Raw genomic sequence first — 19834 nt, forward strand, 5'->3', positions numbered from 1 at the left:
GACACGCATGCCCCGTTTTGCCGCCAACCTGACCATGATGTTCAATGAAGTGCCTTTCCCGCAGCGCTTTGCCGCCGCCGCGCAAGCGGGTTTCCAGGGCGTCGAATTTCTGTTCCCCTACGATCACGCGCCGCAGGAAGTGGCCGGCTGGCTGCGCGAAAACAAGCTGCAGAACGTGCTGTTCAACCTGCCGCCGGGCGACTGGGCGGCAGGTGAGCGGGGCATCGCCTCGCTGCCGGGCCGCGAAGCGGAATTTCGCGCTGGCGTGGCACAGGGCATCGCGTATGCGCTGGCGCTGGGCACGCCGCGCGTGCACATGATGGCGGGCCTGCTGCCCGTGGGCGCCGACGTCAATCTGCACCGCGCCACCTACCTGGCCAACCTGCGGTACGCGGCGAAAGCCGTGGGCGAGCATGGCATCGAGCTCCTGATCGAACCGATCAACGGGCGCGACATGCCCGGCTATTTCCTCGTCACGCAGGCGCAGGGCCATGCGCTGCGCCTGGAGTCGGGCGCGCCCAACGTCAAGGTGCAGATGGATTTTTATCACACGCAGATCGTCGAGGGCGATATCGCCATGACGTTCCAAAACAACTTCGACGGCATCGGCCACGTGCAGATCGCCAGCGTCCCGGCCCGCAATGAACCGGACGATGGCGAAGTCAATTACCCGTATTTATTCAGGCTGCTCGACGAGCTCGACTACGAGGGCTGGATCGGCTGCGAATACCGTCCGCGCGGGCGCACCGAGGATGGCCTGGGCTGGCTCGCTGCATACAACAACACGCAAGGAGAATTGAAATGAAGGTACTGATTACCGGCGGCGCCGGTTTCCTGGGACAGCGCCTGGCGCGCCAGTTGCTGGCGCAAGGCCGCTTGACGGACAGCCACGGCCAGCTGCAAGCGATCAGCGAGCTGGTTTTGGTCGACGTGGTGGCCGCGCATGACTTCCACGATGCGCGCGTCAAAGTGGTCACGGGCGACATCGCCGATGGCGCCTTGATGCGCGCCACCATCGATGCGCAGACCGCGTCGATCTTCCACCTGGCCGCCATCGTCAGCGGCCAGGCGGAAGCCGATTTCGAGCTGGGCATGCGCATCAACCTCGATGCCTCGCGTTTGCTGCTCGACATCTGCCGCGAACTGGGGCACAAGCCGAAAGTGGTCTTCACCAGCTCCGTGGCCGTCTACGGCGGCAAGCTGCCGGACGTGGTGCAGGACACCACCGCGCTGAACCCGCAATCGTCGTACGGCGCGCAAAAAGCCATCGGCGAATTGCTGCTCAATGACTACAGCCGCCGCGGCTTTGTCGATGGCCGCGTGCTGCGCCTGCCCACCATCAGCGTGCGTCCCGGTAAGCCGAACAAGGCGGCGTCGTCTTTCGCCAGCGGCATCATCCGCGAACCGTTGAATGGCGAGGCGGCCGTCTGCCCTGTGTCCACCGATTTGCGATTGTGGCTGCTGTCGCCGCGCGGCGCCATCGCCTCGCTGATCGCCGGCCACGAACTGGCGGGCGAGGCCTTTGGCGCCAGCCGCACGGTGAACTTGCCGGGTTTGAGCGTGAGCGTGGGCGAGATGATCGCCGCGCTGGAACAAGTCGCCGGCGCGGACGTCGTTGCCCGCATCAGCTATGCGCCCGATCCGGCCGTCGAGCGCATCGTCAAGAGCTGGCCCGGCGCCTGGGACACGGCACGGGCCGAGTCGCTGGGCTTGACGGCCGATGCGGATTTCGCCAGCATCATCCGTGCGTATATCGAGGATGTGAAAGCATGAAGCCGCGTAGGTCGGATTAGCGGCGGCACGCCGCGTAATCCGACAATATTGCTGGCGTTGGTTTAAGTGCTGATGTCGGATTGCGCTGGCCTGTCAGCCAGCTAATCCGACCTGCGCCATGCCAGCGCGTGGGGCTTATTTGCCCAGTATCGACGCCACATTGTCGGTGCCGGGCGCGCCGAACAGCTGCTGCTTGAGGATGTGCAGCTGGTCGCGCACTTGCGCCGCCTTTTCGAACTCCAGGTTCTTGGCGTGGTCGACCATCAGTTTTTCCAGGCGCTTGATTTCCTTGCTGACCTGTTTCTCGCTCATCGCTTCGAATTTCGCCGCTTCCTGCGCCACCTGCAGGGTCTCGCGCGCTTCCTGCGGGCTGTAGACGCCGTCGATCATTTCGCGGATCGATTTCTTCACACCGATCGGGATGATGTTGTTGGCCGTATTGAAGGCGATCTGCTTGGCGCGGCGGCGTTCCGTCTCGTCGATGGCGCGGCGCATGGAGTCCGTGATGCGGTCGCCGTACAAAATCGCCGTGCCGTTCAGGTTACGCGCGGCGCGGCCGATGGTCTGGATCAGGCTGCGTTCGGAGCGCAAAAAGCCTTCCTTGTCCGCGTCGAGGATGGCGACCAGCGATACTTCCGGCAAGTCCAGGCCCTCGCGCAGCAGGTTGATCCCCACCAGCACGTCGAAGGTGCCCAGACGCAGGTCGCGCAGGATTTCCACGCGCTCCACCGTTTCGATATCGCTGTGCAGGTAGCGCACCTTGATGCCATGGTCGCCCAGGTATTCCGTCAATTGCTCGGACATGCGCTTGGTGAGGGTGGTCACCAGCACGCGCTCGTCCTTCTTGATGCGCTCGACGATTTCCGACATCAGGTCGTCCACCTGGCTGCTGGCCGGACGCACGATGATCTGCGGGTCGACCAGGCCGGTCGGGCGCACGACCTGTTCGACCACCTGGTCAGAATGGGTCTTTTCGTATTCGGCCGGCGTGGCCGAGACGAACACGGTCTGGCGCATCTTCTGTTCGAATTCCTCGAATTTCAAGGGCCGGTTGTCGAGCGCCGACGGCAGGCGGAAACCGTAGTCGACCAGGTTCGTCTTGCGCGAGCGGTCGCCGTTGTACATGGCGCTCAGCTGGCCCGTCAGCACGTGCGACTCGTCGAGGAACATCAATGCGTCGGGCGGTAAATAATCGACCAGGGTCGGCGGCGGTTCGCCGGGCAGCGCGCCGCTCAGATGGCGCGAGTAGTTCTCGATGCCCTTGGTGAAACCGATCTCCGCCATCATTTCCAGGTCGAAGCGCGTGCGCTGTTCCAGCCGCTGCTCCTCGATCAGTTTATTTTCCTTGCGGAAGAACTCGAGGCGCTCGCGCAGCTCGTCCTTGATGGTCTCGACGGCGCGCAGCACGGTGGAGCGGGGCGTGACGTAGTGCGAACCCGGGTACACGGTGAAGCGGGGGATCTTTTGCCGTACGCGGCCCGTCAGCGGGTCGAACAGCTGGATCGATTCGATCTCGTCGTCGAACATTTCCAGGCGCACGGCCAGCTCCGCATGCTCGGCGGGGAAGATGTCGATCGTGTCGCCGCGCACGCGGAAGGTGCCGCGGCCGAAATCGACCTCGTTGCGCGTGTACTGCATCTGGATCAGGCGCGCGATGACGTCGCGCTGGGCGACCCTGTCCTTGACGCGCAGGGTCAATATCATCTGGTGGTATTCGTTCGGATTGCCGATACCGTAGATGGCCGAGACGGTGGCGACGATGATGACGTCGCGCCGCTCCATCAGCGATTTGGTGCACGACAAACGCATCTGCTCGATATGCTCGTTGATCGACGAGTCCTTTTCGATGAACAGGTCGCGCTGCGGCACGTAGGCTTCGGGCTGGTAGTAATCGTAGTAGCTGACGAAGTATTCGACGGCGTTCTGCGGGAAAAAGTCGCGGAACTCGCTGTACAGCTGCGCCGCCAAGGTCTTGTTCGGCGCGAAGACGATGGCGGGCCGGCCCATGCGCGCGATGACGTTGGCCATGGTGTAGGTCTTGCCCGAACCGGTCACGCCCAGCAGGGTCTGGAAGGCCAGTCCGTCGGCAATCCCCTCTGACAGCTGGTCGATTGCCGTGGGCTGATCGCCGGCCGGAGGGAAGGGCTGGTGCAGCTTGAAGGGGGAGTCCGGGAAAGAGATAATTGCGCTTTCCGCCTCGCTGGCGGTAGATAATTCGGGCATGTGAATCAGACCTTTGTTAGAATAGTGCTCTGCTGGCGGCCCTGGCGTTGTATTTCGGGGCGCTGTCTACAACTCCGCTGTGAACCTGCTTCCAATCGAATCCAATCTTATCATGACGAACCCAACTGTTTCTGCCAGTCTGTTTAGCGCCATCGAGATGGCCCCACGCGACCCGATCCTGGGCATCACCGAAGCATTTAACGCGGACCAGAATCCCGCCAAAATCAATCTGGGCGTTGGCGTCTATTATGACGACAACGGTAAAGTGCCTCTGTTAGCTTGCGTACGCAAGGCGGAAGCCATCCTGATCGAACAGGCCGCCCCACGCACCTATCTGCCGATCGAAGGCCTCGCTGCCTACGACAAGGCGGTGCAAGAACTCGTATTTGGCGCCGATAGCGCCGTAATTCAAGAGCGCCGCGCCATCACCGTGCAAGCGATCGGCGGCACGGGCGCACTGAAGATCGGTGCCGACTTCCTGCAGCGCTTCGCGCCGGGTGCCCAGGTCTACATCAGCGACCCGAGCTGGGAAAACCACCGCGCGCTGTTCGAGAACGCCGGTTTCGTTGTGAATAACTACACCTACTACGATGCCGTCACCCATGGCGTGAACTTCGACGGCATGCTGGCCAGCCTGAACGCCATGCCGGCCGGTTCCATCGTCGTGCTGCACGCCTGCTGCCACAACCCGACCGGCGCCGACCTGAGCGTGGCCCAGTGGGACCAGATCATCGCCGTCGTCACGTCGCGCGGCCTGGTGCCGTTCCTGGACATGGCCTATCAAGGCTTCGCCAACGGCATCGCCGAAGACGGCGCCGTGGTGCGCCGCTTTGCCGACGCGGGCGGCCCGCTGCTGGTGTCGAACTCGTTCTCGAAATCGTTCTCGCTGTACGGCGAGCGCGTGGGCGCGCTGAGCGTCGTCGCCGCCAGCGCCGATGAAGCGGCCCGCCTGCTGTCGCAATTGAAACGCGTCGTGCGCACCAACTACTCGAACCCGCCAGTCCACGGCGGCAAGGTGGTCGCCACCGTCCTGGCCACGCCGGAACTGCGCCAGCTGTGGGAAGAGGAACTGGCCGGCATGCGCGTGCGCATCCGCGAAATGCGCAATGCCTTCGTGGAAAAGCTGAAAGCCAAGGCGCCAGGCCACGACTTCGAATTTGTGCGCCAGCAAATCGGCATGTTCTCGTACTCGGGCCTTAGCAAGGAACAAGTGGCTTCCCTGCGCGAGCAATCGATCTACGCCGTCGACACGGGCCGTATCTGCGTGGCAGCATTGAATTCGCGCAACATCGACATCGTTATTGACGCGATCGCCAAAGTGCTTTAAGATCTTGCTTCTTCGGCGCTGCATGCAAGTGTGGCGCGGATGGCAATAGAAAGTCGGCGCTGGCCGTGTTTGTGAAGATGCAGTATCCATCTTGCAAATATGGAACAAGCGACATATAATATTGCCTCTTTTCCCTGATAGCTCAGTTGGTAGAGCGACGGACTGTTAATCCGCAGGTCCCTGGTTCGAGTCCAGGTCGGGGAGCCAGAATTCGAAAGGCCGCGTTGAAAAACGTGGCCTTTTTTGTTTTTGCGCTGTCGGCGGGCAGCTGCTGTCCGGAATAGAAATTTCCCTGGGGGAATCTGGACATGTGCTTGCTTGCCCTATATAATACGGCCTCTTTTCCCTGATAGCTCAGTTGGTAGAGCGACGGACTGTTAATCCGCAGGTCCCTGGTTCGAGTCCAGGTCGGGGAGCCAGAACATCAGCAGTATCGAAAAGCCCAGCCTTCACCGGTTGGGCTTTTCGCGTTTCAGAGCCTGCATGAGGCATCCGTGTCATCACTCTTGATCCCGCGCATAGGCCGCCAGGCACCCGGCGCTATGCTGGAGGCGACAAGGCGCCGGCAGGCCTGTCATCGCCTTCAACTTCCTGGAGGGGCTGAAATGGATGAGGTCACAAGTGTTGGGTCGGCAACGATCGTGCTCGTGCATGGCGGTTTTGTCGACGGGTCGGGTTGGGAAGCCGTTTACCGGGCGCTGCGTGACGAGGGTTGTCACGTTGCCATTGTGCAAAACCCAACGCTATCGCTGGCGGACGATGTGGCCGCGACCGGACGGGTCATCGCCGCGTCGCCGGGTCCCGTGGTCCTCGTTGGTCATTCGTATGGCGGTGCCGTGGTCACGCAAGCGGGGAACGATCCCAAGGTCAAGGCATTGGTCTACATCGCGGCGTTTGTGCCGGATCAAGGCGAGTCCGTCGATTCCTTGCTGAAGAATGCCCCGCCTGGCGCACCGGTGCCGCCGATCTTGCCGCCGCACTATGGCTTCCTGTTGCTCGACCAGAAAAAGTTTGCGGCCGCCTTCGCGGCCGATGTGCCCAGGGACAAGGCCCGCTTCATGGCGGTATCGCAAGTGCCCTGGGGAGTGGCCGCGCTGACCGGCGTGGTCAGCGCGCCAGCGTGGAGGAGCAAGCCCAGCTGGTACCTGGTGGCGACTGAGGACAAGATGATTGCGCCGGCGATGCAACGCAAGATGTCCGAACGCGCGGGCTCGAAGGTGGTCGAAGTCGCCGGCAGCCATGCCATTTACATTTCGCAAGCCCATGCGGTGGCGACGCTGATCCGCAAGGCCGCCGCCGGCATTGCCGGCGACCAGGCCAGCCTGTCCGCTTCCGGGATTGGTGTCCCGTGACGGGGCGTCGTATCAGGACTTCGGCGCCGCATCCAATGTCTTGATGATGGCTTCCTGGAACTGCACCGGTTCATCCTGGTGAATTTGATGCCCGGAATGGTCAAAGAAAAACAGCCCCTTCTTTGGCGTCTTCAATGTTTCAAAATACGCTTGCGTGATCCTGGTCGAGGTCTGGATATCGTTTTTGCCGACGAAGAAATACACGGGGCAGTCAACGCTCTTCAAGGTCCTGGGCAGATCGATGTTCATGACCTCGTTCCAGACTGGCGACCAGGTTTTCGACCATTGAAGAAAGCCCGTCTTGAAGCCCTCGCTTGTGGCAAATTCCTTGCCATCCTTGTAAAAAAGCCATTTCCTTAAATAAAACATGCTTTCGTCACTTGCAAACGGGAAACTGACGCTGTCCAGTTCCTGGCTGGCGACGGCATTGTCCTTGAAATGCACTTTCAAGGTTTTCAGCAATTCTTTCTCGCTTTCCAGCTGGCTCACGACAGGATTGGACGCGAAATAGGCATGCAGCAGTTCCGGATGATGCTTGACGATATAAAAGCCCAGGACGTTGCCCCAGGAACTGCCCAGCAAGTATATTTTTTCCTGCTTGAGCTCTTTTTGTAGAAACGTGATGACCTGGTACGTGTCCTGCTCCATCTGCGCGACGGAAGGTTGGCTTGGCGAAGGATTCAGTTTCAGGGTTTTTCCTGCATCGCGCTGGTCCCATTGCACAAGCGTAAATCTCTTTTTCAGGATGGCGGTAAACGCATCCGCATTCTTCATCATCGAACTTCCCGGCCCGCCCGATAGAAAGAGAAGAGCAGGCTTGTTGGAGTCATCTGTTTTGATTTCCACAAACTGCTTTATCCCGCCAATGTCGGGAGTCAGCAGCACGTCGATGACAAGCGGAACGGGTTGTGCTTTACATGCATAAAATGGAATCAAGGCGATGAATAACATGGCCATTATGCTGTTTTTTGTCATGGGCTGGTATGGATGGTTGCTGGCAGGTATGGGGTGTCCATGTAGGATGTTATCCGAATAATATGTTGCATATGAAAAATATCTGCAGCGCGTCCGCAGTGGCGCCATGGCGGGCTGCGGCCTGTGTCTTTTCCCGTTTTGCGCTATCCTGAATGCAACCCCATAGGAGAGTTGCCACCATGACCTGTTCTATCCCGTTGCGCCATATCGTTCTCTGTGATTTTCTTGAGGACATCACACCGGCCAAGCATGCCGAGCTGGTCTATGAATTTTCCCAGCTTAAACATCGCATCCCCGGCGTGCTGCAATTCGAGTGGGGGCCGAACGTCAGCCCGGAAGGCCTCGATGACGGCTTTACCGATTGCTTCAGCTTGAGTTTTGCCGATACGGGCGCGCGCGATGCGTATCTGACCCATGCCGCGCACCAGGCTTTTGTCGAGCTGCTTAAACCATGGCTGGGCCGCGTACTCGTGTTCGACTATCATCCGCAGGAAAATCCGGGCTGAGGTATGCCGCGCATAATTTTTTTCGCGTAAATCTGGACAACTGAAAATTTGCGCTATAGAATGCGGCCTCTTTTCCCTGATAGCTCAGTTGGTAGAGCGACGGACTGTTAATCCGCAGGTCCCTGGTTCGAGTCCAGGTCGGGGAGCCAGAACATCAGCAGTATCGAAAAGCCCAGCCATTACGGTTGGGCTTTTTGCATTGTGACATTGCACGCAGATGTGTCGAAAAGCATCTGTCATACTTGCAGGGCATATTTGCCGCCTCTCGAGGAACACAAGCCTTCCCATGAAGAATATCTGCGCCCTGGTGCTGATGCTGGCCGCCGGCATCGTCTATGCGCCCCTTGCCGGCGGCCAGGGACGCCAGCCCTTGTCCGAAGCGAAGGTCAAGCAGCAGATCATCGCCGAATCGATTGCCGCCTATCCGGGGCGCTGCCCCTGTCCCTACCATGCCGCCAAGAATGGCAGCGCTTGCGGAGGACGCAGCGCATGGAGCAGGAAGGGCGGTTATGCCCCCATTTGCTACGAACGCGAAATCAGCAGCGAGATGGTGCGCAAGTGGCGCGAGGAAAATGCCGCGGCGCCGTGACCATTGCCCCCTGCGCAGCGCCTGCAGCTGTGCCAGCATAGGGGCTGATGCCCAAGCGGCCCCATAAATCGTGGTACAGCCTGACCGGCACGAGGCCCGTATGGCCATCGATATCGCCGGGCGTCACCCTCGTGCGATGCCGCTATCTCGCCCCTGGCCAGCACATGTTCTTGCTGGGCAGCCAGCCGGCATCCATGCCGGCATCGCGCAGGGCAAATTCTCAATAGTAATACTACATTGGCAGACAATTTACTTCTGTAGGATAATGTGGAACCGGTTCCATTTATGCGCAAATGCAATGTGGCGCAATCATCGAAGTCAATAAAACAACAAGTCTTGCGGGAGTCTCATGAACTATCCAGGCAGCGAACCATCTGCAACATCCGTTTCATCCCTTCCCCGGATCAGCCGCCGCCACGCCCTGATCGGCCTGGCCGCCTTGCTGGCGCAGGCCGGTTTCTGGAGCAATCCGCTCTCGGCCGCCATGCCGGCGCCAGCCAGCGCTCCGGCGCCCGGCCTGGCGCCTGCCACGATGCTGTTCTACACCTTGTCGCAAACCATCACGGGCCACCGCGACCTGTCCGCCGCGACGGCGGCGCGCATCGAGCAAGCCATGCGCACGAACGTGCCCGGCTTCGCCGAGCGCTTGCCGCAACTGGGCGCGCTGCTCGTCACGGGCCAGGAAGCCAAGGCGCTGCTGGCCGCCGCCAGCGCCGCCGATGCGGGCTTGCGCGAGCTGGCGCTGGCCATCGTTGCCGCCTGGTACACGGGCACCGTCGCCGGCCATGCTGAGCAGGGCACGAAGTCCATCGTCGTCGCGTATGCGGAAGCCTTGATGTACCGCACGGTGGCCGATGGCCAGGTCGTGCCGACCTATTGCAATTACGGCCCCCTGTGGTGGCTGAAGGCGCCGCCGGCCGTGCGCGTCTCCGCGCCCGTGGCGCCCAAACCCGTACCGGCCCCGGCCACCACCGGCACTCCCGAACTGAAAGGCAAGCAAGCGAAATGAAATCCCCCCAATTCAAGAGTAATGGCGACGTCGTCGCCGATGTCGTCATCGTCGGCACGGGTGTCGTCGGCGCCATGATGGCCGACCAGCTGGCCGCGCAAGGCCATTCCGTGATCATGCTGGAAGCGGGCCTGCGCATCGAGCGGGGACAAGCCGTGGAAAACTGGCGCAACATGCCGTTCGAGAACCGCGTCGGTTCCGACTTCCAGGGCCTGTATCCGCAGGCGGACAATGCGCCCGCGCCCCTGTATTTCCCGAAGAATAACTATGTGGAATTGTCCGGTCCCAGCGGCAGCAGTTTCCAGCAGGGCTATCTGCGCACGGTGGGCGGCACGACCTGGCATTGGGCCGCGTCGTGCTGGCGCCATTTGCCGTCGGACATGCGCATGAAGAGCGATTACGGCGTCGGGCGCGACTGGGCCATTTCCTATGAGGAACTGGAACCCTACTATTGCCGCGCCGAGCAGGAAATGGGCGTGGCCGGCCCCAACGATCCCGCCTTGCAGTCGCCCAGCGAGCGCAGCGCGCCGTACCCGATGGACATGGTTCCCTGGGGCTATGGCGACAAGCGCTTCGCCGAAGTGGTCAACCCGCACGGCTACCGTTCCGTGCCGATTCCGCAAGGGCGTTCGACGCGCCCATGGCAGGGCCGTCCCACGTGCTGCGGCAATAACAATTGCCAGCCGATCTGCCCCATCGGCGCCATGTACAACGGCATCCACCACGTGGAGCGTGCCGAGCTGAAAGGCGCTGGCGTGCTGGCCGAGGCCGTCGTCTACCGCATCGACACGGACCAGAACAACCGTGTCACGGCCGTGCACTGGTATGACGCCAAGAAACAGTCGCACATGGCGACGGGCAAGGCCTTCGTCATCGCCTGCAACGGCATCGAAACGCCGCGTTTGCTGCTGCTGGCGGCGAACCAGAATAATCCGAACGGCATCGCCAACAGTTCGGACCAGGTCGGCCGCAACATGATGGACCACTCGGGTTTCCACTGTACCTTCCTGGCCAATGAACCGATCTGGACGGGCCGTGGCCCCGCGCAAAGCAGCTGCCTGGTGGGCCCGCGCGACGGCGCCTTCCGCGCGCAGTATTCGGCCAACAAGATGATCTTGAACAATATCACCAGGGTGGGACCTGCAACGCAGCAGTCATTGAAGCTGGGCCTGGTGGGCAAGGACCTCGACGACGAGATCCGCCGCCGCGCCGCGTTCGGCGTGGACCTGTCGATCAGCCTGGAACCGCTGCCCGAAGCGCACAACCGCTTGACCTTGAGCAAGACGCGCAAGGACCCGCTGGGCCTGGCCTGTCCCGACATCTACTATGACGTAGGCGATTACGTGCGCGATGGCGCGAAGGCCGCGCATGCGCAGCTCGAACACATCGGCAAGCTGTTCGGCGCCGTGGAATTCCATATCACCGACAGCCTGAATGCGAATAACCACATCATGGGCGGCGTCATCATGGGCAGTAACCGTCTTGACTCCGTGGTCGACGGCAATTGCCGCGCCCACGACCACGCCAACCTGTGGCTGCCGGGCGGCGGCGCCATGCCGTCGGCCAGCGTCGTCAACACGACCCTCAGCATGGCTGCGCTCGGCTTGCGCGCGGCCGACGACATCGCCCGCACCCTGGCAAGGGAGGCAGCATGATGCGCCGTTTCTTGCTGGGCCTGACCCTGGCGGCCGGCTTGCCGCTGGCCGCGCGTGCTTTACCACCTGTGCCGCCGGCGCCGCCCGTCACCCTGACGCCGGACCGTCCGGCCGCGCCGGCCGCAAGCACAGCCGCCAAGCCCGATGCGCGGCTGGAGCGGGGCCGCTACCTGGCCATCGCGGCCGATTGCATGGCCTGCCATACGGCAGCGGGCGGCAAGCCGTATGCGGGCGGCTACGCCATCGATTCGCCGCTGGGCACGATTTATGCCACGAATATCACGCCATCGAAAAAAGGCGGAATCGGCCATTACACGGAGGCCGACTTTGCACGCGCCCTGCGCGCAGGCGTGCGCGCCGATGGCAGTCATCTGTATCCGGCCATGCCCTACACCAGCTATGCGCAGCTGACGGATGCGGACGTGGGCGACCTGTATTACTACTTCATGCAGGCAGTCAAACCCGTCGACGAGCCGGCGCGCCAGACGGCCCTGCCATTCCCGTTCAATGTGCGCCTGTCCATGCTGGGCTGGAACACCTTGTTCCTCGACAATAAACGCTTCGTGCCCGATCCGGCAAAGAGCGCGCAGATCAACCGCGGCGCCTACCTGGCCGAAGGGCTGGCGCACTGCAGCGCCTGCCATACGCCGCGCAACGCGCTGATGGCGGAAATCGGCAGCCAGACCCTGGCGGGTGCCGCGCTCGGCTCCTGGCATGCGCCGAACATCACGTCCGACAAGGTCAGCGGCATCGGCGCGTGGACGGATGCGGAGCTCACGGCCTACCTGAAGACGGGCCACGTGGAAGGCAAGGGGCAGGCGGCGGGCGGCATGGCCGAAGCCATCCAGAACAGCCTGCAATTTTTGCGCGACGACGACGTGGCCGCCATCGTCGCCTGGCTGCGCACGGTGCCGCCTGTGCGCGCACCGGGGCAGACCAAGGCTGCCTTCAGCCATGGCAGCGCCGCCAGCGAGGAAGCGGCATTGCGCGGCATGGCCGGCGCCACCGAGCGCCATTCCTTGAATAGCGGCGCCGTGCTGTTTTCCGGCTATTGCGCCAGCTGCCATTCGGCCAGCGGCACCGGCAGCACGGGGCAAAGTTATCCGGCCCTGTTCAACAACACGGCGACGGGCGGCAATACGCCGGCCAACCTGGTCTCGGCCATCCTGTTTGGCGTCGAGCGCAAGATCGAAGGGGAAGAGCACGAAGCGTTCATGCCCCGCTTCGACCAGCGCTCGTACGTGCAGCCCTTGACGGATGAGCAGATCGCTTCGATCGCCAATTACGTGCTGAAACAGTACGGCAACCCGGAGGTGTCGGTGACGCCTGCCTACGTGGCGCAGGCGCGCAGCGGCGGCGAAAAACCCGTGCTGGCGCGGGCGCAACCGTTCATGCTGCCGGGCGGCATCGCGGCCATCTTGTTGCTGATCGCGCTGTTTGTGTGGCTGCGCCGGCGCCGTCAAGTCAAGAAATAGGCATCGGAGCCGTGGAGTATCGGCGGCGAATATGAACGTTGGGCGCAACTTGCAGTAAAATGCAGGCTGAAAAATGGTTACGAGCAATCGTAGCCATTTTTTATTCTGGCCCGACCCTGCTATCGTTCATTTGAAAATTGACAATGTCCCATTCCCTGCATCACCAATTCTTGCGTTTCGCCGCCGTCGGCGCTTCCGGCACGGCCGTGCAATACAGCGTGCTGTGGGGTGGCGTGGAATGGGCGGGCATCAGCGCCGCCGCCGCGTCCGGCATCGGCTACATCCTCGGTTCCGTCGTCAACTACCTCCTGAATTACTTTTTCACGTTTAAAAGCGACAAGGGCCATGGCGAGGCGGCCAGCAAGTATTTCACCTTGCTGGGCATCGGCTGGTGCATCAATACGGGGCTGATGTGGCTGCTGGTACACCAGCTGGGCTGGTATTACTGGCTGGCGCAGGTGCTGGCGACGGGCATCGGGCTGGTCTGGAATTTCGCGGGCAGCCGCTGGTGGGCCTTCAAGCCGGCCGGCGCGCCAGGCAAGTAATCAAGTAAGCAAGTAAGCAAGTAAGTAGTTGTTGCAAGAAAAAAAGATGCGCATAGTCCAAGACCAGGCGCGCGGTTTTACCAAAACAAGGGGTTAATCATGCAGTTCCTGGAACGCTATTTCAAACTGAAGGACAACGGGACCAATGTGCGCACGGAGCTGCTGGCCGGCCTGACCACGTTCCTGACGATGGCCTACATCATCTTCGTCAACCCGTCCATCCTCGGCGACGCGGGCATGCCGAAAGACGCCGTGTTTGTCGCCACCTGCCTGGCGGCCGCCATCGGCACCCTGATCATGGGCCTGTACGCGAACTACCCGATCGCGCTGGCGCCGGGCATGGGCTTGAACGCGTATTTTTCGTATGCGGTGGTCAAGGGCATGGGCATGAGCTGGGAAGTAGCGCTGGGCGCCGTCTTCATTTCCGGCTGCCTGTTCATCCTGGTCAGCCTGTTCAAGATACGCGAGATGATCATCAACAGCATCCCGCCCGCGCTGCGCACGGCGATCACGGTGGGTATCGGCCTGTTCCTGGCCATCATTTCGCTGAAAAGCGCCGGCGTGGTGGTGTCGAACCCGGCCACCATCATCGCGCTGGGCGACTTGCACCAGGCGGCGCCCATCCTGGCCATCCTCGGTTTCTTCATCATCGTCGCGCTGGACCGCCTGAAAGTGCCGGGCGCCATCCTGATCGGCATCCTCACCATCACCATCGCCAGCTTCTTCTTTGGCGGCAACCAGTTCAACGGCATCGTCTCGGCGCCGCCCGCCATCGAACCGACCCTGTTCAAGCTCGACATCATGGGCGCGCTGTCGATCGGCATCGTCAACGTGGTGCTGGTATTTTTCCTGGTTGAATTGTTCGATGCGACGGGCACCCTGATGGGCGTGGCCAACCGTGCCGGCTTGTTGAAAGACGGCAAGATGGAACGCATGAACAAGGCCTTGCTGGCCGACAGCACGGCGATCGCCGCCGGCGCCTGCCTGGGCACGTCGAGCACCACCGCCTTCGTCGAAAGCGCTGCCGGTGTGCAAGCGGGCGGACGTACGGGCTTGACGGCCGTCGCCGTCGCGCTGCTGTTCCTGGGCAGCCTGTTTTTTGCTCCGCTGGCGCACACGGTGCCGCCGTACGCGACGGCGCCCGCGCTGCTGTACGTGGCCTGCCTGATGCTGCGCGAACTGACGTATATCGACTGGGATGACAGCACGGAAAGCATCCCGGCCGCCATCACGGCGCTGATGATGCCGTTTACGTATTCGGTGGCCAGCGGCGTGGCCTTTGGTTTCATCACCTATGCGGTATTGAAACTGTTGACGGGCAAGGGCAAGCAGGTATCGGTAGTGGCCTACATCATCGCCGCCATCTTCCTGTTCAAGTTTATCTACCTGGGCGAATAGCAAGTTTGCCTGCAAGCAGTGACAAGGCCGCCCGCGCATCAGCAGGGCGGCCTTTTGCTTTTGGCGCCGCTTACATGAGCAGCGCGGCGACCAGGTCTTTTTTGGCGTCGCCGGCGCTGCCGTCGAAGCGCAAGGCCGCTTCCACATGCGCCAGGTGCTCGACCATCAGGCGCGCCGCCAGATCGGCGTTGCCGCTGCGTGCCGCATCGAGAAAGCGGCCGTGTTCGTCGCACGAGCAGGCGGCCGCGTGACCCGACTGGTACAGCATGGTGATGAGCGAGCTGCGGCCCACCAGTTCGCGCACGATGTCGCGCAGAACGGCGTTGCCGGCGATATCGGCCAGCAAGACGTGGAAGTCGCCCAGCAGTTGCGAGCGCAGCGGCGTCGCTTGCGCCAGCGCCAGGCGTTCCGCTTTCAGGTGCCGATCGAGCATCCTGTAGTCGGCAGGTTTGGCCTGCGCGACGAATTCGCGCGCCAGGGCCGCTTCGATGATGCGCCGCGCGGCAAAGATGTCGCGCGCTTCCGCTTCGGTGGGCTGGCTGACGAAGGCGCCCTTGTCGGGCACCATGCGGATGAGTTTGTCTTTCGAGAGAATCAGCAGGGCGGCGCGTATCTTGGTGCGGCTGACGCCATACAGCCGGCACAGCGCCTCTTCGCGCAGCCGCGTGCCGGGCGGCAATTGGCGCGCCACGATGGCGGCCGCCATATGTTCGGCAATTTCTGCCGAGCTGTCGCCGCTGCCGGCCTTGTCTACCAGGGTTGCGCTTGATTCTGTCATGTCGGGTAAGAGCAGTCAGCCAGGGGCAAGGCGAACCTTGCAAACGCATGTCCGCGCGGCGGCGTGGTTGACGCCCCGCTGCCGGCATGCCGTTGTGGGCCTTGCGTATCGGCAAGGCATGGCTATTCTACTATCTTGCCTGGCGGCGCGCAGACGGGGCCTGCCGCCTCGCGAGGCATGTTCCCTGGCTGCCTGTTTTGCTGGCCATGCAGCAACCATGTAGTAACGACTGGACATGGGAAATTTTGACGTATATAATTCGGCCTCCTTTCCCTGATAGCTCAGTTGGTAGAGCGACGGACTGTTAATCCGCAGGTCCCTGGTTCGAGTCCAGGTCGGGGAGCCAGAACAAGCAGCAGCAAAGGGCCACGTGGCAACACGTGGCCCTTTTGTCATGTGCGCATGGTTTTCATCCATGCTTGCCATCCCGTCAGTGTATCAACGGCCTGCGCGATGCCATTCCGCTGGTGGCAGGGGCACGCGCAATGATGCCCGGATCAGGGATCGACAAACACGTCGAAGCGCACCTTGAGCGGGCTGCCCCAGGAGATTTCTACCCAGGCGCGGAAGCCGCCGTTGTATGGCGCGATGTTATACACGGCCATGCGGGCGGCGCCGATGAAACGGTCCTGGGGATTCGCGCCATATTCGCTGATATTGAGAAATACGCGCGAATTGGCGTGCACATTGGCATTGGCGAAGTTGACCGAAGGATGCACGCCATTGGCCGTCCACGTATAGTAGGTGGTGAAGGCAGCGGGACTCAGGTTCAAGTCCTGTGCGGCCGCGCCTTGGGCGCTTTGGCCTTCCTGCTCCATCGGCGTATCGGTTTCATCCAGTGCCAGGTTGCTGCCGGTGCGATGTTCTACTTTCATTTCCATGATGTACTCCTGATCGATAGTTTGGACGCCGCGCCTGTCGTCGTGCGGCAAGACGCCCTATCTGTGCTGCCGTGACGGCCAGTGTCACGTCCTGGCTGATAAGGTAGCCGCCTGCTCCATGCTGTTGGAGTAATTCATTCTAGGCATACGCGGGGGCGGAAAGCGCGCTGGGCCGCCGGAAAAGCGGCGTGCGATTGTGCTGGCGCAAACACCTTGCAAGCAGGCGGCAAGATATTTTCCCCCAGGCTATTTTTACGGGGCCGCCACGCATGCGGCGCGGGACAATGGCACAATAGGCCCAGCCGACCTGCCGATACGGAACCCGTTGCGAGCCTAGCCCATGCCGATACTGAACCTGAGTGCCGAAACCGATATCTATTACGAACTGATCGAAGGCGACCCCGTCAAGCCCTGCCTGGTATTCCTGCACGAAGGACTCGGTTGCTGTGCGATGTGGAAAGATTTTCCCGCGCAGCTATGCCAGGCGACGGGGTGCCGCGGCTTGCTGTATGACCGTCATGGCTATGGGCGGTCGTCGCCGCTGGCGGCGCGGCGCCAACTCCATTATTTGCACGACTATGCGCTGTGCGAACTGCCGCAAGTGCTGGCGGCACTGCTGCCGGGGCAGGACCATTTTCTCGTCGGCCACTCCGATGGCGGCAGCATCGCCCTGATCTATGCGGCGCAGCAGCCGCCGCGCTTGCGTGGCATCATTACCGAGGCGGCGCACGTGTTTGTCGAAGGCATCACGCTCGATGGCATCCGCGTGGCGGACGCGGCGTTTGGCGCGGGCAAGCTGCGGGCGCTGGCGAAATACCATGGCGACAAGACGGAATCGATCTTCAAGGCCTGGTCGGACACCTGGCTCAGCTACGGTTTCCAGTTCTGGAACATCGAATACCTGCTGCCTTCCGTCGAATGCCCGGCGCTGGTGGTGCAGGGCAGCGAGGACCAGTACGGCAGCGCGGCCCAGGTCGACACGATCGTGGCGCAGGCCCTCAACGCCATGCCCGCCATGGTCGAGCAGTGCGGGCATACGCCGCACCAGGAGCAGCCGCAGGCATTGCTGGCGCTGATGGAAGGTTTCTTGCAAGGCCGCATGGACGCGGCCGCTCACCCGAAAACTATATGATAGACCACCTCGATCACCTGGTATTGACCACCCGCGACAAACCGGCCTGCATCGATTTCTATACGCGCGTGCTGGGCATGCAGCTGGAAACGTTCGGCACCGGCCGCCATGCCTTCAAGTTTGGCGCGCAAAAGATCAATCTGCATGAAGCCGGCAAGGAATTCCTGCCCAAGGCGGACCTGCCCACGCCCGGCGCGCTGGACCTGTGCTTCATCGCCGCCGTGCCGCTGGACGTGTTCATCGCCCATCTGGCGGCGCTGGGCATTGCCATCGAGGAAGGACCAGTGTCCCGCACGGGCGCCAATTGGCCCATCCGCTCCGTGTATCTGCGCGACCCGGACCGTAACCTGATCGAAGTGTCCGAGCGCGCCTGAGGTTTCATGCGGCGCCCAGGCGTTCAATGGCAGGCGGGATCGCTGTCCCAGCGGCCCGAGCAGATGCGCGAACGGCACAGCATGCCTTCGATCAGGCCCAGCTGCTGACAGCGCCGCAACAGTTCCGCCGTGTCCTGTTCCTGTTCCTGTCCCTGTCCCTGCTCCTGCTCCTGCCTGTGCAGCACCACGTCGCGCACGGGCGGCGCCATGCCTTCCTGCCGGTGCGCATGCGCGACCATCGCCGTGAGCAAGGCGACGTCGCTGTCGCCGGATGCGGCGGCCGGTTTCGCTCCCTGTGGGCGGGTGGCCGCCTGGCGCGCGGGCGGCGGCGTCTTGGGCGGCGCGCTTGCTGTGGCGGCGACCGCAGCAGGCAAGGGCGGCGCCGCCGTATTGACGATGGTGGCCGCCTGTGCCGCGTGCGGCAGCGCCGTTGCTGCTGGCGCGGGCGGAATCTCGGTCATGGCTGTGGCGGGCGCCGGCGGCAGGGGCGGCACCTCCGTGTCGTAGGCAAGCACGGCCATGATCAGCGCCGCCAGGCACAGGGCGCCGGCGGCGCCGTACCGCCAGCCGGGGCGCCAGCGCGGGGCCGGCATGGCTGCGGGCGCGGCGGCGCCGTGCTCGAGCTGCGACAGGATGCCCTTGCCTTCGATGCGCGCGCCCGCCGCGCCGGCCTTGCTCAGCAGGTCAGGACCGCGCGCCTGGCCATCTCCGGTTTTCAGTAAAGACAAAATATCACCTCCGCAATGGATCAAATTCGACTGACCTTGATGTAAACCGCGCTCATGCGGGCCGCGGACGCCTACGATCTAACGATACCGCCGAGCAATGGATTGCCGGCCCCGCCGATTCCCGTCACGGAGCGCCCCATGTTTGTCGCCCTGGTCCTGATGTATTTCCTGCTCGCCTGTCTCGCTTGCTGGCTGCTGCTGTTTCCCGGCGGCCGCGCCATCGTGCTGCATACGCTCGTCAACCTGGGCTGGCGCATGCAGCGGCGCGCGCAAGGGCTGCAGCGGGGCGGCGGCGCGCAGTGGCAGCGCGTGCAGCAGCACACGGGCTCGGGCATGGCACGCGCCTGGCAATTGCTGTGGCGGCATCGCTGGCTGAGCCTGGCAGGCAGCGTGCTGGTCATCGTGCCCCCGCTGCTGGCCTGGCTGTCCAGCGACCGCATCGCCCTGCGCGGCTATGCCGACCAGCAACACGTCATCAATGACCAGGTCAGCGACTTGCTGAAGGGCGAACAGCTGGTACCGCCACCGACCTTGCCGCCGCTGCTGTTTTCCACTGCCGAAGTCACGCAGCTGCGCCCGCTGCTGGGCGGCGCCAGCCGCAACTGGCAATTGCTCGACCACGATTTCGCGCAGCGCCTGCTGCTGGTCTTCAAGATCATGAAGGAGGTGCATGGCTACGACATGGTCTTGCTGGAAGGCTACCGCAGTCCCGCGCGCCAGGACCAGCTGGCGGCGGCAGGCCCGAACGTGACCAACGCGAGGGCGTTTCAAAGCTATCACCAGTACGGCCTGGCCGCCGATTGCGCATTCATGCATGAAGGAAAGCTCATCATTTCTGAAAAAAATGCCTGGGCCATGCGCGGCTACCGTTTGTATGGCGTGACGGCCGAATCGGTAGGCCTGCGCTGGGGCGGGCGCTGGACCATGATGGATTTTGGCCACACGGAATTGCCGCAACCGCGCGGGCCGGGCAAGTAAGCCGCGCCAGCCATTCTAGCGCCGCGTACCGGCCTGAATTTCACCGCTGCAAGCTTACTTGCGCAGCGTCAATGGCACACCGGCGCGGGCCGTGCGCTGGCGCCTGGAACTTGTCGTATGTCAACAAAGGCGCGCC

The 19834-nt window shown here is 62.4% G+C and carries 19 protein-coding genes and 4 tRNA genes; 18 read left to right on the top strand and 5 right to left on the bottom strand.

Annotated features, from left to right (window positions below; genetic code table 11):
* The first annotated feature begins 7 nt into the window (after positions 1-7).
* Both otnI and denD read left to right on the top strand, forming a co-directional pair.
* The gene (gene otnI, locus OX462_RS08305) at positions 8-805 is read left to right on the top strand and encodes a 2-oxo-tetronate isomerase (protein ID WP_409028166.1); all 798 of its coding nucleotides are present in this window, start codon (positions 8-10) and stop codon (positions 803-805) included.
* Positions 802-1773, top strand: a complete 972-nt coding sequence (gene denD / locus OX462_RS08310; RefSeq protein WP_121670103.1) for a D-erythronate dehydrogenase — start codon at positions 802-804, stop codon at positions 1771-1773. Before otnI ends, denD begins: the two co-directional genes overlap by 4 nt.
* A gap of 135 nt (positions 1774-1908) precedes the next feature.
* Here the strand turns inward: denD and uvrB are convergent, their stop codons facing one another.
* The gene (uvrB, locus tag OX462_RS08315; protein ID WP_070221947.1) at positions 1909-3996 is read right to left on the bottom strand and encodes an excinuclease ABC subunit UvrB; all 2088 of its coding nucleotides are present in this window, start codon (positions 3994-3996) and stop codon (positions 1909-1911) included.
* Positions 3997-4108: 112 nt separating this feature from the next.
* Between uvrB and OX462_RS08320 the strand changes: the two genes are divergently transcribed.
* The 4 genes from OX462_RS08320 to OX462_RS08335 all read left to right on the top strand — a co-directional run bounded on the left by OX462_RS08320 (position 4109) and on the right by OX462_RS08335 (position 6675).
* A complete protein-coding gene (locus OX462_RS08320; protein ID WP_175444695.1) occupies positions 4109-5323 on the top strand; it encodes an amino acid aminotransferase in 1215 nt (404 codons plus the stop codon).
* Positions 5324-5454: 131 nt separating this feature from the next.
* Positions 5455-5530 (top strand) — tRNA-Asn (locus tag OX462_RS08325).
* Positions 5531-5666: 136 nt separating this feature from the next.
* A tRNA-Asn gene (locus OX462_RS08330) sits at positions 5667-5742 on the top strand.
* Positions 5743-5928: 186 nt separating this feature from the next.
* Positions 5929-6675, top strand: coding sequence for an alpha/beta hydrolase (locus OX462_RS08335; protein ID WP_070224170.1), 747 nt, complete (start codon positions 5929-5931; stop codon positions 6673-6675).
* A 12-nt stretch (positions 6676-6687) separates the two neighbouring features.
* Here OX462_RS08335 and OX462_RS08340 read toward each other — a convergent pair whose 3' ends face one another.
* Entirely contained in the window at positions 6688-7626 is a 939-nt protein-coding gene (locus OX462_RS08340; RefSeq protein ID WP_409028167.1) for an alpha/beta fold hydrolase, read from the bottom strand.
* 203 nt (positions 7627-7829) lie between these two features.
* On the opposite strand from OX462_RS08340, the gene OX462_RS08345 reads away from it, so the two are divergent.
* From OX462_RS08345 to OX462_RS08380, 8 genes are all read left to right on the top strand, one after another.
* A complete protein-coding gene (locus OX462_RS08345; RefSeq protein WP_070224169.1) occupies positions 7830-8156 on the top strand; it encodes a Dabb family protein in 327 nt (108 codons plus the stop codon).
* Between the two features lie 73 nt (positions 8157-8229).
* A tRNA-Asn gene (locus OX462_RS08350) sits at positions 8230-8305 on the top strand.
* A 137-nt stretch (positions 8306-8442) separates the two neighbouring features.
* Positions 8443-8745 (top strand): hypothetical protein, encoded by a 303-nt coding sequence (locus OX462_RS08355; RefSeq protein ID WP_205602266.1) that lies wholly within the window; start codon positions 8443-8445, stop codon positions 8743-8745.
* 349 nt (positions 8746-9094) lie between these two features.
* The gene (locus OX462_RS08360; RefSeq protein ID WP_409028168.1) at positions 9095-9754 is read left to right on the top strand and encodes a sugar dehydrogenase complex small subunit; all 660 of its coding nucleotides are present in this window, start codon (positions 9095-9097) and stop codon (positions 9752-9754) included.
* Positions 9751-11409 (top strand): GMC family oxidoreductase, encoded by a 1659-nt coding sequence (locus tag OX462_RS08365; RefSeq protein ID WP_070224167.1) that lies wholly within the window; start codon positions 9751-9753, stop codon positions 11407-11409. The genes OX462_RS08360 and OX462_RS08365 overlap by 4 nt, the downstream gene beginning before the upstream one ends.
* Positions 11406-12884: a c-type cytochrome gene (locus OX462_RS08370; protein ID WP_409028169.1), complete on the top strand. Its 1479-nt coding sequence runs from the start codon at positions 11406-11408 to the stop codon at positions 12882-12884. Before OX462_RS08365 ends, OX462_RS08370 begins: the two co-directional genes overlap by 4 nt.
* A 143-nt stretch (positions 12885-13027) precedes the next feature.
* Entirely contained in the window at positions 13028-13429 is a 402-nt protein-coding gene (locus tag OX462_RS08375) for a GtrA family protein (protein WP_070224166.1), read from the top strand.
* Positions 13430-13528: 99 nt separating this feature from the next.
* Positions 13529-14827 carry an NCS2 family permease gene (locus tag OX462_RS08380; RefSeq protein WP_409028170.1) on the top strand — a complete coding sequence of 433 codons (1299 nt, stop codon included), beginning with the start codon at positions 13529-13531 and terminating at the stop codon, positions 14825-14827.
* Positions 14828-14897: 70 nt separating this feature from the next.
* Here the strand turns inward: OX462_RS08380 and OX462_RS08385 are convergent, their stop codons facing one another.
* On the bottom strand, positions 14898-15605 hold the full coding sequence (locus tag OX462_RS08385; protein WP_409028171.1) for a GntR family transcriptional regulator: 708 nt from the start codon (positions 15603-15605) through the stop codon (positions 14898-14900).
* Between the two features lie 270 nt (positions 15606-15875).
* Between OX462_RS08385 and OX462_RS08390 the strand changes: the two genes are divergently transcribed.
* Positions 15876-15951, top strand: a tRNA-Asn gene (locus tag OX462_RS08390).
* Positions 15952-16102: 151 nt separating this feature from the next.
* On the opposite strand, the gene OX462_RS08395 is transcribed toward OX462_RS08390, so the two are convergent.
* Positions 16103-16486 carry a hypothetical protein gene (locus OX462_RS08395; protein WP_227742012.1) on the bottom strand — a complete coding sequence of 128 codons (384 nt, stop codon included), beginning with the start codon at positions 16484-16486 and terminating at the stop codon, positions 16103-16105.
* 340 nt (positions 16487-16826) lie between these two features.
* On the opposite strand from OX462_RS08395, the gene OX462_RS08400 reads away from it, so the two are divergent.
* Together OX462_RS08400 and OX462_RS08405 are read left to right on the top strand one after the other, a co-directional pair.
* Positions 16827-17618 (top strand): alpha/beta fold hydrolase, encoded by a 792-nt coding sequence (locus OX462_RS08400; RefSeq protein ID WP_070224163.1) that lies wholly within the window; start codon positions 16827-16829, stop codon positions 17616-17618.
* Positions 17615-17992, top strand: coding sequence for a VOC family protein (locus OX462_RS08405; RefSeq protein WP_070224162.1), 378 nt, complete (start codon positions 17615-17617; stop codon positions 17990-17992). Before OX462_RS08400 ends, OX462_RS08405 begins: the two co-directional genes overlap by 4 nt.
* A gap of 23 nt (positions 17993-18015) precedes the next feature.
* On the opposite strand, the gene OX462_RS08410 is transcribed toward OX462_RS08405, so the two are convergent.
* Positions 18016-18720 (bottom strand): hypothetical protein, encoded by a 705-nt coding sequence (locus OX462_RS08410; RefSeq protein WP_409028172.1) that lies wholly within the window; start codon positions 18718-18720, stop codon positions 18016-18018.
* A 138-nt stretch (positions 18721-18858) separates the two neighbouring features.
* Between OX462_RS08410 and OX462_RS08415 the strand changes: the two genes are divergently transcribed.
* On the top strand, positions 18859-19698 hold the full coding sequence (locus OX462_RS08415) for a M15 family metallopeptidase (protein WP_070288797.1): 840 nt from the start codon (positions 18859-18861) through the stop codon (positions 19696-19698).
* Positions 19699-19834: the final 136 nt, after the last annotated feature.

The organism is Janthinobacterium aestuarii (genome assembly GCF_046113285.1).
Lineage (GTDB): Bacteria > Pseudomonadota > Gammaproteobacteria > Burkholderiales > Burkholderiaceae_D > Janthinobacterium.

Bases quoted from the DNA above. Each gene is read 5' to 3' on its own strand.
- OX462_RS08340 (WP_409028167.1), bottom strand. From the start codon at position 7,626: ATGTTATTCATCGCCTTGATTCCATTTTATGCATGTAAAGCACAACCC.
- OX462_RS08370 (WP_409028169.1), top strand. From the start codon at position 11,406: ATGATGCGCCGTTTCTTGCTGGGCCTGACCCTGGCGGCCGGCTTGCCG.
- OX462_RS08415 (WP_070288797.1), top strand. From the start codon at position 18,859: ATGTTTGTCGCCCTGGTCCTGATGTATTTCCTGCTCGCCTGTCTCGCT.
- otnI (WP_409028166.1), top strand. From the start codon at position 8: ATGCCCCGTTTTGCCGCCAACCTGACCATGATGTTCAATGAAGTGCCT.
- OX462_RS08355 (WP_205602266.1), top strand. From the start codon at position 8,443: ATGAAGAATATCTGCGCCCTGGTGCTGATGCTGGCCGCCGGCATCGTC.
- OX462_RS08405 (WP_070224162.1), top strand. From the start codon at position 17,615: ATGATAGACCACCTCGATCACCTGGTATTGACCACCCGCGACAAACCG.
- denD (WP_121670103.1), top strand. From the start codon at position 802: ATGAAGGTACTGATTACCGGCGGCGCCGGTTTCCTGGGACAGCGCCTG.
- OX462_RS08400 (WP_070224163.1), top strand. From the start codon at position 16,827: ATGCCGATACTGAACCTGAGTGCCGAAACCGATATCTATTACGAACTG.
- OX462_RS08365 (WP_070224167.1), top strand. From the start codon at position 9,751: ATGAAATCCCCCCAATTCAAGAGTAATGGCGACGTCGTCGCCGATGTC.
- OX462_RS08395 (WP_227742012.1), bottom strand. From the start codon at position 16,486: ATGGAAATGAAAGTAGAACATCGCACCGGCAGCAACCTGGCACTGGAT.
- uvrB (WP_070221947.1), bottom strand. From the start codon at position 3,996: ATGCCCGAATTATCTACCGCCAGCGAGGCGGAAAGCGCAATTATCTCT.
- OX462_RS08360 (WP_409028168.1), top strand. From the start codon at position 9,095: ATGAACTATCCAGGCAGCGAACCATCTGCAACATCCGTTTCATCCCTT.
- OX462_RS08335 (WP_070224170.1), top strand. From the start codon at position 5,929: ATGGATGAGGTCACAAGTGTTGGGTCGGCAACGATCGTGCTCGTGCAT.
- OX462_RS08375 (WP_070224166.1), top strand. From the start codon at position 13,028: ATGTCCCATTCCCTGCATCACCAATTCTTGCGTTTCGCCGCCGTCGGC.
- OX462_RS08345 (WP_070224169.1), top strand. From the start codon at position 7,830: ATGACCTGTTCTATCCCGTTGCGCCATATCGTTCTCTGTGATTTTCTT.
- OX462_RS08385 (WP_409028171.1), bottom strand. From the start codon at position 15,605: ATGACAGAATCAAGCGCAACCCTGGTAGACAAGGCCGGCAGCGGCGAC.
- OX462_RS08380 (WP_409028170.1), top strand. From the start codon at position 13,529: ATGCAGTTCCTGGAACGCTATTTCAAACTGAAGGACAACGGGACCAAT.
- OX462_RS08320 (WP_175444695.1), top strand. From the start codon at position 4,109: ATGACGAACCCAACTGTTTCTGCCAGTCTGTTTAGCGCCATCGAGATG.